The organism is Saliphagus sp. GCM10025317 (assembly GCF_042663665.1).
In the GTDB taxonomy this organism is placed as follows: Archaea; Halobacteriota; Halobacteria; order Halobacteriales; family Natrialbaceae; genus Natronosalvus.
In genome coordinates, this window is record NZ_JBHTAQ010000007.1 from 635,832 (window position 1) to 650,783 (window position 14,952).

Here is a 14,952-nt window from a genome sequence, read left to right on the forward strand (position 1 = left end):
TTAGACCTCCACCACGCTCTTGTCACCGAACGTCGCGGGTGCAGTCACGCCGTACGTGAACTTGGCACCGGACTGGTCGACGAGGCTGAGCGTCGCACTGTCACCCTCTTCAAGCACGGCGTCGTCAGTGAATTGTGGATTGGCGGCGGTGAGATCGATCTCGATCCGGACCCGGTCGTCCGTATTCGTCAGCGAGTCGCCCGCTTCGTCGGTGCCGGCGATTCCCGTCGTGTTAAATCCGTCGTCGTACAGCAGCGCCTGCGATACGTCGGAGCTCGTGAACTGGACGGTGACCGACGTAAGGTCAATCACGTCAGAACCAGCCGATTTCTTGACGATGATATTGAGGTCCGTAATGTTCCCGTCGTTAGCGTCGGACTCGTTCTGCACTACGTCACCCGTCGCGTGAATAACCTCGATTTGATTCGCCACCGCCTGCTGGGTTTCGGTTCCGGTATCGGACGCCTGGCTCTGCAAAGAGCCAGCCGTGTTGATCAGGACGCCAGCGGCAATCGCCGCAACCAGCACCATCGCAATGAAGACGATGAGGGTACCGATACCCACCTGACCGCGTTCGTCGTTTTCTGTTATTGTTTCGAACATGTATGCGTACACCCTGTGTGCCCTCTCGAGCCGCCGATCGCAATAGTAGTCAACCCACCATTGTCCCTCGAGGCACCCTGTCGGTCCCTCGAGCCTGTCTCCGCCGACTCGACGGGCACAGCCCGTCGCTTCCTGGGGGGACGTAGCGACGGGGTCGTGTGGACGCGAACGGACGCGTCTGAACCCCGTCGAAAGTCGGCGTGCGGCGATATCGTTGGCATCACAGATTCTGGGGATGTACCCCGTTCGACTCATAGCCTAGTTGGGTAATCAACCTCTGTAGAATATCGAGTGGCGTATCGAACGCCGACTCACGACTCGATACGCGGGCCGAATCGGGGGGCGAACTCGAGCGTACTACTATACCGCTACTGTGACTACTGAGTGATGAATGACTGTAACTGCGCGACGTGACGATGGGCTCGCCGCCGGCCCGCGTCACTGCCTCTCTGGTGCCTGTGGCCGTCGTCAGGGTTCTGGCCGCAGTCCCGTTTTCGCTTTCGGTTCCGTTTTGGAATCTGCTTTCGCTTCCAATCTCGCTCTCGCTCTCGCCCTCGCCCCCATACCCATTCTCGCTCCCGTTTCCACCCACACGCGACGCCCCACACGCGCGGTGATCCAATGAATCTCGGCCTCGGGAACCTCCGCGAGCTGCTCGAGAACTTCCTCGGGAACTCCGGGGGCCGACGAGGACGGGATCGGGAGGCAGAGCGGCAGGCGAACGCGGAGGCCGAAGCCGGAGCCGCCGACACTGACGCCGTACACGACGGCGACGAACCCGGACCCGACGAAGCCGCGACCGGCCAGTCCGAGGCCACGACCTTCGAACGCGAGCCGCGGCCCGACCCCGACGAACTCGACGAGGACGAGGTCGTCGACGACCTCTACCACCGCATCGAGAACCTCGAGGACGACCTCGAGCAGAAGGGCAACACGCTGGGCTCGATCCAGGACTCCACCCAGCACGTCTCGAGCCAGGTCGAGGATGTCAACGACACGATCCGCCAGCTGCTGGGGATCTACGATCGGCTGACCGACGACGTGAACCCCTTCACGGGGAGCGGCGAGGAGCGCCACGGATTCGGGGTCTTCGACGACGAGGACGAACCCGAGGGCTTCGGTCTCGGCCAACCGGCGACGGAGGCCACCGACGCAAACGATGACGGCCTCGAGATGGATGCCAATCCAGAAGCGGAATCCGTCTCCTTCGACGACCTGAAGGGGATGATCGAGGACGCGGCGGCCGACGCGTCCGCCGACGAAACTGGACAGACCATCACGTTCGACGAGGACGACGTCGACGACACGCACGTGGAGGTGCAGGCGACCGATAGCGTCGATGGTGCGGACGGAGAGGTAGTCGAGGACGAGGACGACGCCGACACCAGCGACGCCACCCTCGCGCGACTCTCGAACACGTACGCCAGCGATATCATCGTCTTCGAGTGGCTCACCGCCCTCGTGCGGACCGGTGGCCCGGCCGCTACGCTCCGGGCCATCTCGTACTACCGCGAGATCGGCTGGATCAGCGAGGACGTAAAGGACCACCTCGAGAGCGTCCTCAGCGGGCCGGATCTCGACATGCACGTCGATCCGGAGACGACGCCCGACGAACTCACCGCCGAAGACCACGCCGACAGCTACACGTACATCATGAAACTCCAGGAAATCCACGAGACCAAGCGGGAAGTAACCCCCCAGAGGTGACAGGATGGGATTCAGCACCAGCGGGGCCGTGGCGATCCTCTTCATCGGACTTCTCGTCGCCGTCGGTATCGTCTACCCGACCGTCGAGACCGCCCACGAGCGACGGGCCGACGCCATCGACGAACGGAACGAGCGCGCGCTCGACCTGCGGAACTCGGATATCGCGCTCGGGGCGACCTACGACGACGCGAGCGACGAACTCCGCGTGAACGTGACGAACACGGGGACGACGACGCTGTCGGTGACCGAGACGACGTTGCTGGTGGACGGAGCCGTTCGGACGGACGCCGAAACCAGCGTCGAGGGCGACGCGACGCGAGAGCGCGTTCACAGCGGAGAGGTACTCCGGTTCACCGTCGCGGACGTTACCGACGCCCCGAACCGGGTCAAGGTCGTTACCGAACACGGGCTCGCCCGGCTCCTCATGGAGGTGACCGATGGCCAGTGAATCCGTCTCGACCCTGATCCTGTTCATCGCCGCGATGCTCGTCGCGGCGGGAATCGCGGGCACGCTCGTGGCGAACGTCAACGAACTCAGCAACTCGATCGACACCCAGAGCAGCAGCGTCAAGCAGGAGATCGACACCGACGTCGAGATCATCAGCGACGCCGGAAGCGACGCCGCCTACAACGACACCGCGGGCGAGGAACGAATCACGCTCCTCGTCAAGAACACGGGCGAGCGAACGCTCCCCACCGACGGCGCGAGCCTGGACGTCCTCGTCGACGGAACCTACGTCCAGAGCGACGGCCTCGAGGTGTCGGTCCTCACGGACGGCCCGACCTGGCGACGCGGCGAAGTCGCCGAACTCGTCGTCGCCGTCGACGGTGGGCTCGACCCCGGTGACCACCGCGTCGTCGTCGACGTCGGCGGCGACAGGGAGGTGTTCGAATTCTACCTATGACCGACCACTACTCGCTCGGATTGACGGAGACGGACCGCGTGGACAACGCCATCGGCGGCGGCCTGCCGGAGGGGAGCGTCGTGCTCATCGAGGGCGAAGACGGCGCCGGCAAGAGTGCCCTCTCCCAGCGCTTCTCCTACGGGATGGCCGAGGAGGGGACCTACGTCACCTACATCTCGACGGAACTCGAGTCCTGGGAGTTCGTCCAGCAGATGCACTCGCTGTCCTACGACGTGGTCGATCACCTGCTCGGCGAGCAGATGCTGTTTTTGCACGCGAACGTCGACACCCACTCGAGAGGGAAGAAGCGCCAGTTGTTGGCGCGACTGGCCGACGCCGAGACGCTCTGGCGGGCGGACGTGGTCTACGTCGACACGCTCTCGGCGCTGTTGCGAAACGATCCCAACTTCGAGGCGGCCGACCCGGCCGACACCGACCACGTCCTCCAGCGACTGGTCACGTTCCTCCGGCAGGTCACGCTCCAGGACAAGACGGTCGTACTGACGGTCGACCCGACGAGCGTCGACGACGACGCCCTCCGACCGCTCCGAAATGTCGCAGACGTCTACTTCGACATCGAGACGTCAGCGGTCGGCCAGGAGATTCGCCGCCAGATCAGGGTGCGTCGCTTCCAGAACATGAAGAGCCCGGTGGACGACTCCATCGGGTTCAACGTCCAGCAGGGCCGGGGCGTCTCGATTGTCAGCCGGACGGTGGCCTGAGATGGCGGACTTCGGCACCGCGCGACTCTCGAACGAACTCGAGGCGCTGGCGAACGAGTATCCCCACCTCCGTGAGCACCTCGAGTGGTTCCACGAGGAGTACGGCGAGTACCCGACGCTCATCGAGGAGCCGTCGGGCGAGTGGGAGTCACACCGCCCGAACGTGATCTACGAGGCGGAGGCGCCCATCTTCTGTCACGTCTACGGCGACGTGGGCATCGACAAGACGTACTACTGCGTCGAGCCGATCCTGGACGAGGCCGACAAGGCGCTGTACAACCAGATCAGGCAGCGGATCCTCGACAAGAGCGTCACCCGGCCCGCCCCGAGCGACAACGAGGAGTTCGAGGCCCACCTCGACGAACTGCTGGGCGAGGTCGCCGAGGTGACCTCGGGAATCACCGGCCAGTCGATCGGTCGACTGCGCGCGTTCGGCGGCGGAAAGATCAGCCTCACCCGGGCACAGTACGACAAGATCCGCTACCAGCTCCAGCGAGATATCGTGGGCCTCGGTCCCCTGGAACCGGTGATGGTCGACACGGCCAACGAGGACATCCACGTCATCGGTCCCCACCAGTGTTACATCGATCACGGCACCTACGGGATGGTCGAGGCGACGGTCGACTTCGGTTCCTCCGAGGAGTTCGAGCAGTGGCTCCGGAACATGGGCGAGCGGATGAACCACCCCATCTCGGACTCGGACCCGGTGATCGACGCCACCCTGCCCGACGGCTCGCGTATCAACATCATATACTCCGACGACGTCTCCGTCCAGGGGCCATCGCTGACGATCCGCCAGGGCGAGGAGATTCCCCTGACCATCCTCCAGATCACGAAGTGGGGGACGCTCAGCCCCGAACTCGCGGCCTACCTCTGGCTCTGTCTGGAGAACGAACAGACGGTGTTCGTCGTCGGTGAGACGGCGTCCGGGAAGACGACGACGCTCAACGCGATGCTCTCGTTCATCCCGCGAGACGCCAAGATCTACACCGCGGAGGACACCGCCGAGGTCGTGCCGCCTCACAGCACCTGGCAGCAACTCCTGACTCGAGAAGGCTCGAGCGACGGCAACGCGGACGTCGACATGTTCGACCTGGTGGCGGCCGCCCTGCGTTCTCGCCCCGACTACATCATCGTCGGTGAGGTTCGTGGTGCGGAAGGGCAGATGGCGTTTCAGGCCGCTCAGACGGGCCACCCGGTCATCCTGACGTTCCACGCGAGCGACATCGTCTCGATGATCCAGCGATTTACCGGGAACCCGATCAACGTCCCCGAGACGTTCATGGACAATTGCGACGTCGCACTGTTCCAGAACCGGGTGAAACAGGGCGACGACATCCTCCGACGGGTCACCTCGGTCCAGGAGATCGAAGGCTACTCCGACTACGAGGGCGGCGTCGTCACCCGCGAGGCCTTCAGTTGGGACCCCAGGGACGACAACGTGACGTTCACCGGGCGGAACAACTCCTACGTCCTCGAAGAACAGATCGCGACCCTGCTCGGTTACCAGGACACCCGCGACATCTACAACGAACTCGACCGTCGCGCGGAGATCATCCGCCAGCTCATTGACGCCGACGTGCTGGGCTACAACGAGGTCAACAAGGCCATCACGGACTTCCAGCGCGACGGCGTCCAGGGGCTCCCGATCCAGGTTCGCGGCCTCGAGCAGTTCGCGTAACGATCACCGAAATCATGGCGACCGACACCCAGACCCAGCAACCCGACTTCTCCACTCGCTCGGCACTGGCCTCGATCAACGCGGCCTACGAGACCATGGAGATGTCCGTCGAGCGGTACCTCCTGCTCGTCGTTCTCCCGGCGTTTGCCATCTTCGTCGCATCGATCGTCGTGCCGTTCGTGCTCGGCTTCTCGCTCACGGTGACGGTTCCCGCCGTCGTCTTCGGGCTGTTCGCCGTCGTCGTCGCCGTCGTCTACCCGAAGATTGCCCAGGATCGCAGGCGCAAGGAGGTCCGCCAGCGCTTTCACCTCTTCCTGACGCACATCACCGTCCTCTCGACGACCAACGTCAACCGCGTCGAGGTGTTCCGCATCCTCGCGGAGGAAGACGAGTACCAGGCCATCGCCGAGGAGATGGGCCACCTCGTCGCGCTGGTCGACACCTGGAACCTGAGTCTCGACGACGCCTGCCGAATCCGGGCGAAACAGACCCAGAGTCCCCTGCTTTCGGACTTCCTCGAGCGCCTGGCGTACACCGTCGGCGGCGGCCAGGAGATCAGCGACTTCCTGATGGACGAACAGGACACGATCATCCAGCAGTTCGTCACCCGGTACGAGGGCGACCTGACCAAACTCGACGTGATGAAAGAGCTGTACCTGTCGATGATGCTCTCGGTGGCGTTCGTCCTCGTGTTCGCCATCATCCTCCCGATCCTGATCGGGACGAGTCCGACCCTGCTCATCGCCGGGACGATCGTCATGTTCGGCTTCGTCCAGGCCGGCTTCGTCTACGCCGTCCACACCATCTCCCCGTACGACCCGCTCTGGTACATCGAGGAGACCGACGGCGAGGGGCCGCTCGTCCGGATTCCACGGGCGCTCGTCATCGGCGTCGGCGCGAGCCTCCTGCTCGCTGTCCTCGTCATCGCCGTCGTTCTCGGATTCACGCCGCTCGCGCCGGATCGGGTTCCACTCCCGATCATGGCGGCGATTCCGGTCACCCCGCTGTTCCTCCCCGGGTGGCGCATGCGCCAGGAAGAGAAGAAGGTCAAGAATCGCGACAGCGAGTTTCCGAGTTTCATCCGTGCCCTCGGGGCGGTCGAGAGCGTCAAACAGACCTCGACCGGGAGCGTCCTCGAGAGCCTGCGCCACAAGGACTTCGGCTCGCTCACGAAGAACGTCGACGCGCTCTACAAGCGGCTGAACATGCGGATCGACGACGTCCGATCGTGGCGACTGTTCGCCGCAGAGACGGGGTCGTACCTGATCCAGAAGTTCGGCGACATGTACGTTGTCGGCCGGCAGATGGGCGGCGACCCGAAGGTGCTCGGCCAGGTCATCAGCAAGAACCAGAACCAGGTGCTGAAGGTGCGCGAGAAGCGCCAGCAGGCGACGACCACGCTCATCGGCGTCCTCTACGGGATCACCGCCTCGAGCGTCTTCGCGTTCTTCATCGGCCTCGAGGTCGTCGAGATCATGATGGACATCACCGCCGAAATGGACCTCGATCAGGAACTGGTCGGCGACCTGCTCAACACCAGCCAGTACAACCTCGTCGTGATGGAGTACCTGTTGATCACGACGATCTTCATCAACGCCGCGCTCTCTGCCATCATGATCCGGCTCACCGACCGGGGACACATCCTCAGCGGGCTCGTCCACTTCGTGTTCATGTCCTGGCTGGGTGCCATCGTCGCCGCGATCACCACCTACGTCGTCAACGCGGTCGTCGCCGTCTGAGGGGCTCGATTTCGCTCTCGAGTTGGCGACTACAGGTCGGTACCCTTGCCCGATATCGCTCGAGAGCGCCGACGCTCACGAGCACTCTATCTCGACGGAGAACAGCAGTCGCTGGCGATTGGTGCGTACTGCGCCGAAGGGCACCGACCACCCCGCTGGCGGTCGACCCCCGGCCCGGGACCGCCCCCGGGCTACAGTAACAGCGACGCCACGGCCAGTACCAGGAAGATCAGGACCAGCCACTTGGCGATGGTCATGCTCAGGCCTGCTACACCACCTGCCCCGAGGGCGGCGGCGATCAGTGCTATCACGAAGAACAGCAGTGCCAGTTCGAGCATACCATTTATGCGAACCACGGATTTCTGCAAACCAGTGCGGCCTGCAGGTGCCACTAACTCACAAGGGGGGAGATAGTACGTGTCCAGTGACCGTCACGATCGATGACGAGAACCGTTTTCGTTGTCGAGTCGCCGATCGCTCGCATCTCGTGTAGCGGACCGCCCGCGACTCGAGATTGAATACGACACGCTAGCGTGGCCAGCGAACCCCGATCACTCGAGCGGTTCCGGCGCGGGAGGGGCTCGGCGTTTGTGCGCGCTGGCCTCGTACAACCCGCGGACCATCTCGACCGTTTCGGGATTGACCTCGAGGCGCCGAGCCGTCGCCGCGACCGAGAGCGGCCCATCGACGTGGCTCACGAGTATCGCGTCGAGGGTGTCGTAGTCGATACCGAGTTCGTCCTCGTCGGTCTGGTCGGCCCAGAGCTCGGCCGTCGGCGTCTTCGTCACCAGGTCCTCCGGAGCGCCCAGGGCGCGGGCCAGCTGGCGAACCTGCTGTTTGTACAGGTTGCCGATCGGGTGACAGTCGACCGCGCCGTCGCCGTACTTCGTGAAGTAGCCCACGGCGGCCTCGCTGCGGTTGCCAGTCCCCAGCACCAGTCGCCCGTCGTGGTTCGCCACCAGGTAGTTGAACACCGCCCGGACGCGAGCGCGGGCGTTGCCGACCGCCAGGTGGTCGCCCTCGGCTTCGGGGTAGGCCGCGAGCAGCGCCTCGACGACGGGTTCGACCTCGATCACGTCGTAACTCATCTCGAGGTCCCGCGCTACCCGCTCGGCGTCGCTCATGTTGTCCTCGCTGCTGACGCGAGCAGGGAGGACGAGGCCGTGAACGCGTTCGGCGCCGAGGGCCTCGACGGCGAGGTAGGCGACGGTCGTGCTGTCGATCCCGCCAGAGAGGCCGAGGACGACGCCGCCGACGCCCGCGGCCTCGACCTGGTCGCGGACGAACTGCACCATATGTTCGCGTCGCGCCTCGAGTTCCGCCTCCGAGAATCGAAGATCGATCATCGCGCGTGTGTTTGCTCGAGAGCGACTAATAGGCTCGCCTCGAGCGGGAAAAGTGGACGGGCGTTCGATTTAAATCGGTAGACGGGATGCGCTGTTTTCGATGTGTCGTTCTCGAGCCGGTTCGACAGCGTTTCGGGTGTCCTGGGCCAGGTATCCGTTCTATGTCTGATGGCACAGAATACACAGTATGGGGTTTCCATGGTGGCTCGAGCGGTTTCGAGGACGTGGTTTTCTCCGGCGGAGCGATATCTGTCTAGTCGTGCCGGAATCTAGAATGCGCGGTCCGGGAATTGAACTCGATGGCGAGACCTCACTCCGTTCGGTCTCGCGTAGTTCAATTCCGTGAGCACACCTGCGGCTCACGGGTTTGTTCGCCGCAGGATGCGCGGTCCGGGAATTGAACCCGGGCTATTAGCTTGGGAAGCTAATGTCCTGCCACTGGACCAACCGCGCTCGCCCACTCCTACCACCTCCTCGTTTAAGTGCATTCCTTTCTGCGTCACCGACTCGAGAGCGTGCGCTTTTCATACTCGAGGCTCGGACTCATGGATATGCGAACCAAGGGGACGGTCACACTGGCGACGCGAGGGTCCACCCTCGCCCGGCGTCAGGCGGACCTCGTGGGCGAGGCCCTCGAGAACCGCCGCTACGACGTCGCGTTCGAGACCGTCGAAACCACGGGCGACCAGCTACGAGACGAGTTGATCCACCGGCTAGGGAAAACCGGCGCGTTCGTCCGCGAACTCGACGAGCGCGTCCTGGAGGGGAGCGCCGACGGCGCGGTCCACTCGATGAAGGACATGCCGACCGAACAGCCCAGCGACCTCGTCACCGCGGCGGTGCCGGAACGCGCCCGCCCTGGCGACGTGCTAGTGACTCCCGACGGAACGAGCCTCGAGGACCTCCCCCATGGTGCTGTTGTGGGAACGTCGAGCTTGCGCCGACGGGCCCAGCTCCTCTCGGAGCGCCCGGATCTCGAGGTCGAACCGATCCGCGGCAACGTCGACACCCGTCTCGAGAAAGTGCTGGCGCCCGCGCTCCAGGCCGAGCGCGAGGAGCGACGCGAGGCGGACAGCGAACGGAAGGGGAACGCGGGTAGCGACGGCGGGGGGTACAAGCCGTCGTACGACGACTCTGACGACGACGCCGAGAACGGAGACGAGGACGACGAGATCGTCACCGTCGACGACTGGCACGCGACCCTGAGCGACCTCGAGCAACGCGCCCTCGAGCGCGAGGTCGACGTCGCGTACGACGCGCTCGTCCTCGCCGAGGCCGGCCTCGAGCGCAGCGGACTGAACGAGTACGTCGAGTACCAGCGACTCTCCCCCCAGACGTTCGTCCCCGCACCCGGCCAGGGGGCGCTCGCGGTGACGGCCGTCGACGGCGAGACCGCCCGCGAACTCAACGAGGTTCTCGACCATCCCCGGACTCGCGTCGAGACGACCGTCGAGCGATCGATCCTCGCGGAACTCGGCGGCGGGTGTATCGCCCCGGTGGGCATCTACGCCGTCCTCCAGGGGGAGTACGTCCACGCGAACGTGCAGGTGTTCGACGAGGACGGCCAGGAGTCGGTAGTCGGCAGTCGTGACCTACCGGTCGAACGCCACGCCGAGGCCGCCCGACAGTTCGCCCGTGACCTGGCCGAACGGGGCGCCGCCGAGTTGATCGAGGCCGCTCGAGACACAGAAGACGGAGCAAACGAAGCGGGCGCAGCGGACGTCCAGGCCGAAGAGGGCCGCGATGACTGAGGTCGAGGCCGAAGCCGACGTCGGCACCGTCTACCTCATCGGCAGCGGACCGGGCGACCCCGACCTGCTCACCGTGAAAGCGAAACGGCTGCTCGAGACCTGCGACGTCGTCCTCCACGACAAGTTGCCGGGCCCCGAGATCCTCGAGTCGCTTCCCGACGACGCCGAGGACGTCGGCAAGCGCGCTGGCGGCGAACGCACGTCCCAGACGGAGATCAACGAACGGCTGGTCGCGCTGGCCCGGGAGGGTACGGACGTCGCCCGCCTCAAGGGTGGCGACCCGTTCGTCTTTGGACGAGGCGGCGAGGAAGCCGAGTACCTCGCCGAGCACGGAATTCCGTTCGAGGTCGTCCCCGCGGTCACCTCGGCGGTCGCCGCGCCCGCTGTGGCCGGCATCCCGGTCACCCACCGCGACCACGCCTCTTCGGTGTCGTTCGTCACGGGCCACGAGGACCCTACGAAGCCCGAGTCGGCCGTCGACTGGGAGGCACTGGCCGCCACGGGCGGGACCATCGTCGTCCTGATGGGCGTCGGCCGGCTCCCCGACTACACCGCGGCCCTGCTCGAGGCCGGTATGGCGCCCGAGACGCCCGTCGCCCTCGTCGAGCGCGGCACCTGGCCCGGTCAGCAGGTCGCGACGGGAACCCTCGAGACCATCATCGACGTTCGCGACGACGCCGAAATCGAACCGCCGGCGGTGACAGTCATTGGCGACGTGGCAGGTACGCGCGAGCGGGTGCTCGAGTTCCTGGCGAACGAGCAGGGTGGCGACCGGATCGAGGACGGGGGGAACTGAACCGTGCGCGACCTCACCGTCGCCGTCTTCCGTCCCGACGACGACCGCCTCGAAGACGCCGTCGAGTTGCTCGAGTCCCTCGGCACGACGCCCGTTCCCGACCCGATGCTGGCCGTCGAACCGACCGGCACGAGCCCGCGCGACGACGCTGACTACGCGATTCTGACGAGCAAGACGGGGGCCGAACTCGTCGCTGGCTCCTACCCGGCTACCGACTCGGACGGTGTCGACGACGGTGGCGCGCGAACGGACCGCTGGAACCCCGGCGAGGCTACCCTCTGCGCGGTCGGTCCGAAGACCGCCGACGCCCTCCGCGAACAGGGCTACGACCCCGAAATCGTCCCCGCGAAGTACACCTCGAGCGGCCTCGTGGCGGCCCTCGAGGACCGCGTTGACGGCGCTCGCGTCGAGGTTGCCAGGAGCGATCACGGGAGTCCGGTCCTGCTCGAGGGGCTCGAGGCCGCCGGAGCTTACGTCCACGAGACCGTCCTCTACCGACTCGTCCGGCCCGAAGGGAGCGGCGACTCCACGGAACTCGCCGCCGCGGGGGACCTCGACGTGGCCTGTTTCACCTCCTCGCTGACGGTCACCAACTGGCTTGAGGCCGCTGACGAGCGGGGTATTCGGGACGCGGCGCTCGAAGGACTCTCGAATGCCACGGTCGGCGTCATCGGCGAGCCGACGCGCGAGACCGCAGCCGCGGCAGGAATCGACGTCGACCTGGTCGCGAGCGAGGCGACGTTCGAGACGCTGGCGACCGAGACGGTCGAGCTGGCTGCGCCGACGTACTACGAGTGATTGGTCGTCACCACCCTGGCCGACCGCAGCCGCCTACGCTCCCGTTTTCGTCACCCGGTACCACTCGCCGTTCCAGCTGATCGTGTACTCGAGAGCGGCCTTGAGCGTCAGGACACCGAAGGCGGGCACGACGAAGATGACGAAACAGGCACTCCAGTGGAGTCCGTCGATGCGCCCGTCCCGGACGTCCCTGAGCGCGACCCCGCCGATCAGCGTCAGGAGGCAAGCCACAGGCACGAGCAGGGCCGATTCGGTGTCGAGCATGAGTAAGAGGGCGATTTTGCCGGCCAGCAAGAGGACGGCGAGGGTGCCCAACAGGGCGGACGACAGGCGGCCGACCGAGACCAGGCCGCGCCGATCGATCCCTTCCTCGAAGGCCTCGCGGAGCGTTCGGTGGAGCACCTCGACCTGGCCGACGCGCCAGCGCTTGCGCTGGCCCCACAGGTCCCGGAGGGTGTGGGGCGCCTCCATCGTGTTCGTCCATTGGCGTGCCTGGGTGACCGAACAACCCGCACAGTAGCAATCGTGGGCGAATGCCAGGTCCTCGGTGAGCACGTCGTCGAAGCCGTCGACCCGGTCAAACGCCTCGCGGGTGAAGACGGTCGAAGAACTTCGGCAGTTCGCGAAGCCGAACAGTTCGACGAGCTTGTAGCTCGAGTGAAAGAGGACGCGCTCGCAGTAGGCCAGCGTCTCGACAGGGCCGGTCGCTCGCGGGACGCGACGGCCCTGGAAGACGTCTGCGTCGCTGTCGCCGTCACCGTCGCCGGCCAGTTCGGCCATTGCCCGTGATAGAAACGCCGGGTCGACCCACTCGTCGGCGTCGAATACGGCGAAGTGGTCGGCGTCGCTCTCGGCGACCGCCCAGTTGATCGCGCCTGCCTTCGAGCCTGGACGGCCGTTGACGCGACACCGAACGCGGTCGTGGCGGGTGGCCAGTCGGCGGGCCACTGACCCGGTGGGCTCGTCGTTCGGCTCGACGACGACCGTCACGGTCAGGTCCTCGTACTCGCTCTCGACCAGGCTCTCGACGCTGATCGAGAGCGTCTCCGCGTCGCCGTAGACGGGCACGATGGCCTCGAGTGGCGGCCCGTCGGTGATTCGCGGGTCGTCGTCGCGTGAGGCCCACACTTCACGAACTAGCAGCGTGCCCGTCGCGACGAGAAACGCCGTGAAGAGGGCGACGGCAGGCAGGGCTTCGAGGTAGACGACCTGAACGGTCACTAACAGTAACTCGACGGTGACCGTCTGGATGTCCGCCCCCTGGTAGAGGCCGGCGAGGACCAGCGATCCGGTCCCGACTCCCGTCCCGAACCGTTCGATCACTCGAGAAATCGGGGAACCCATACAGGGCAACGTTCCAACCGACCCGCCTTCAATATTATGAACGAGCGTTCACACTGCACGCAACCCCTGCTCGAGGCTGAAGGTTTTTGTCAGTTTGCTCGGTAGGTCGAGCAATGACTGAGCGACGGGTGACGCGCCGACGGTCAGTTCTCGCGACCGGCGGCGCAGTCGTGCTCTCGGGATGTGCGTCGGTTCTCGACCGCGACCGTTCGGATCAGAATGAGGCACGGGGTGCGAACGAGAATGGGTCGCGTCGCGAGGAGAAGGCGGACCAGGAGCGAACCCGCATTGGCTTCGTCGGCGACGTCATGCTGGCACGAAGCGTCGAGGCCGAGCACGTCGACGGTGATCCGTCCGACCCCTGGGAAGCCGTCCTCCCGTACCTCGAGTCGCTCGACGGCCTGGTCGGGAACCTCGAGTGCTGTCTCTCGACTCGCGGCGAGCGGTTCCCCGACCGAGCGTTCTACTTCCGGGCAGACCCGTCGTGGGCGGCGCCGGCGCTCTCGCGGGCCGGATTCGACGCGCTCTCGCTCGCGAACAACCACCTGCTGGATTACGGCCCGACGGCGCTGCTCGACACGCTCGAGGCGCTGGACGAGGAGGGAATCGCCCACGCCGGCGCGGGCGAGGCGCCTGACGATGCCTACGCGCCGACGCACGTTTCGGTCGACGGGGCCGACCTTGCAATCGTTTCGATCGCCGACCACTTCCAGTCCTACGGCGTCACCGACGACCGACCCGGAACGGCCTACCTCGAGTGCGATCCGACGGAAGCCCGGACCCGGGTTCGGCTGCGGGAGGCGCTCTCGCAGGTGAGGACGTTCGACCCCGGCCCCGATCTCGTCGTCGTCTCGGTTCACTGGGGGCCGAACTGGGTCGAGTACCCCGAAACGAGGTATCGAAAGTTCGCTCGCTACCTGATCGATTCGGGCGCCGACGTCGTCCACGGCCACAGCGCCCACGTCTTCCAGGGCGTCGAGACCTACAACGGCGGCGTCATCCTTCACGACACGGGCGATTTCGTCGACGACTACGTGATCAAGGAGGAACTGCGAAACGACCGCAGCTACTGCTTCGAACTCGTCCTCGAGGCGGGCACGCTCGAGGCGGTCCGACTGGTCCCCATCGAGATCGACGACTGCCGGGTCCACCACGCAAACGACGACGCGGCCGACTGGACGCGAGACACCATGCGCGAGCGCTCCGACCCGTTCGACACCGACTTCGAACGCGACGACGACGCGCTGGTAGTCACGCTCGAGCGGGAGTGACAGCCTCGAGCGGTGTTGCTCTCGAAATCGCTTGTAACGAGTAACACTACATTTTCTATAGTATAGATCTTGCTCGAGAGATCTTCGACAGGTCACGACGGTCAGAAACGCGTGCTGGCCGGAAGCACACAGTGGCCGAAAACGCGCGCTGTCCGGAAGCGCACAGTGGCCGGAAGCACGCGCTCGCCATTGCGAGCGCGTGCGACCCGGGGAAGGGCAGGCGGCCGTCTCGGTGCGGTTCGAGGACCAGTTGGCGACAGCAGCCCGACCTGGGGCGGCCTTCCCGACC

General features: G+C 65.5%; 14 protein-coding genes and 1 tRNA gene. 10 read left to right on the forward strand and 5 right to left on the reverse strand.

The annotated features are described in order from the left end of the window. A complete protein-coding gene (locus ACFQS4_RS17715; RefSeq protein WP_500194965.1) occupies positions 1-603 on the reverse strand; it encodes a flagellin in 603 nt (200 codons plus the stop codon). Positions 604-1,224: 621 nt separating this feature from the next. On the opposite strand from ACFQS4_RS17715, the gene ACFQS4_RS17720 reads away from it, so the two are divergent. The 6 genes from ACFQS4_RS17720 to arlJ are packed head-to-tail and all read left to right on the forward strand — an operon-like array spanning position 1,225 to position 7,357. Further along, entirely contained in the window at positions 1,225-2,310 is a 1,086-nt protein-coding gene (locus ACFQS4_RS17720) for a FlaD/FlaE family flagellar protein (RefSeq protein ID WP_500194967.1), read from the forward strand. A gap of 4 nt (positions 2,311-2,314) precedes the next feature. Then, the gene (gene arlF, locus ACFQS4_RS17725) at positions 2,315-2,758 is read left to right on the forward strand and encodes an archaellum stator protein ArlF (protein ID WP_500194968.1); all 444 of its coding nucleotides are present in this window, start codon (positions 2,315-2,317) and stop codon (positions 2,756-2,758) included. Next, on the forward strand, positions 2,748-3,215 hold the full coding sequence (gene arlG / locus ACFQS4_RS17730) for an archaellum stator protein ArlG (protein ID WP_500194970.1): 468 nt from the start codon (positions 2,748-2,750) through the stop codon (positions 3,213-3,215). Before arlF ends, arlG begins: the two co-directional genes overlap by 11 nt. Continuing rightward, positions 3,212-3,937, forward strand: a complete 726-nt coding sequence (gene arlH / locus ACFQS4_RS17735; protein ID WP_500194972.1) for an archaellum protein ArlH — start codon at positions 3,212-3,214, stop codon at positions 3,935-3,937. Before arlG ends, arlH begins: the two co-directional genes overlap by 4 nt. Position 3,938: 1 nt before the next feature. Then, positions 3,939-5,618, forward strand: a complete 1,680-nt coding sequence (gene flaI, locus ACFQS4_RS17740) for an archaellum flagellar ATPase motor FlaI (protein WP_500194974.1) — start codon at positions 3,939-3,941, stop codon at positions 5,616-5,618. 14 nt (positions 5,619-5,632) lie between these two features. Then, the gene (gene arlJ / locus ACFQS4_RS17745) at positions 5,633-7,357 is read left to right on the forward strand and encodes an archaellar assembly protein ArlJ/FlaJ (RefSeq protein WP_500194976.1); all 1,725 of its coding nucleotides are present in this window, start codon (positions 5,633-5,635) and stop codon (positions 7,355-7,357) included. 191 nt (positions 7,358-7,548) lie between these two features. Here the strand turns inward: arlJ and ACFQS4_RS17750 are convergent, their stop codons facing one another. The 3 genes from ACFQS4_RS17750 to ACFQS4_RS17760 form a co-directional block, all read right to left on the reverse strand. Then, complete coding sequence (locus ACFQS4_RS17750) at positions 7,549-7,695, reverse strand: DUF1328 family protein (RefSeq protein ID WP_253430255.1); 147 nt, start codon at positions 7,693-7,695, stop codon at positions 7,549-7,551. A 213-nt stretch (positions 7,696-7,908) separates the two neighbouring features. Continuing rightward, positions 7,909-8,703 (reverse strand): NAD+ synthase, encoded by a 795-nt coding sequence (locus ACFQS4_RS17755; RefSeq protein ID WP_500194980.1) that lies wholly within the window; start codon positions 8,701-8,703, stop codon positions 7,909-7,911. Positions 8,704-9,085: 382 nt separating this feature from the next. Then, positions 9,086-9,156, reverse strand: a tRNA-Gly gene (locus tag ACFQS4_RS17760). 98 nt (positions 9,157-9,254) lie between these two features. Between ACFQS4_RS17760 and hemC the strand changes: the two genes are divergently transcribed. Genes hemC through ACFQS4_RS17775 form a run of 3 tightly spaced genes read left to right on the forward strand, consistent with a single transcriptional unit; the run spans position 9,255 to position 12,048 of the window. After that, positions 9,255-10,454 carry a hydroxymethylbilane synthase gene (gene hemC, locus ACFQS4_RS17765; protein WP_500196661.1) on the forward strand — a complete coding sequence of 400 codons (1,200 nt, stop codon included), beginning with the start codon at positions 9,255-9,257 and terminating at the stop codon, positions 10,452-10,454. Further along, positions 10,447-11,250: a uroporphyrinogen-III C-methyltransferase gene (cobA, locus tag ACFQS4_RS17770; protein ID WP_500194982.1), complete on the forward strand. Its 804-nt coding sequence runs from the start codon at positions 10,447-10,449 to the stop codon at positions 11,248-11,250. Before hemC ends, cobA begins: the two co-directional genes overlap by 8 nt. A 3-nt stretch (positions 11,251-11,253) precedes the next feature. Beyond that, positions 11,254-12,048, forward strand: a complete 795-nt coding sequence (locus tag ACFQS4_RS17775; protein ID WP_500194984.1) for a uroporphyrinogen-III synthase — start codon at positions 11,254-11,256, stop codon at positions 12,046-12,048. A gap of 33 nt (positions 12,049-12,081) precedes the next feature. Here ACFQS4_RS17775 and ACFQS4_RS17780 read toward each other — a convergent pair whose 3' ends face one another. Beyond that, positions 12,082-13,392: a glycosyltransferase family 2 protein gene (locus ACFQS4_RS17780; RefSeq protein WP_500194987.1), complete on the reverse strand. Its 1,311-nt coding sequence runs from the start codon at positions 13,390-13,392 to the stop codon at positions 12,082-12,084. Positions 13,393-13,505: 113 nt separating this feature from the next. Between ACFQS4_RS17780 and ACFQS4_RS17785 the strand changes: the two genes are divergently transcribed. Continuing rightward, a complete protein-coding gene (locus ACFQS4_RS17785) occupies positions 13,506-14,663 on the forward strand; it encodes a CapA family protein (protein WP_500194990.1) in 1,158 nt (385 codons plus the stop codon). Positions 14,664-14,952: the final 289 nt, after the last annotated feature.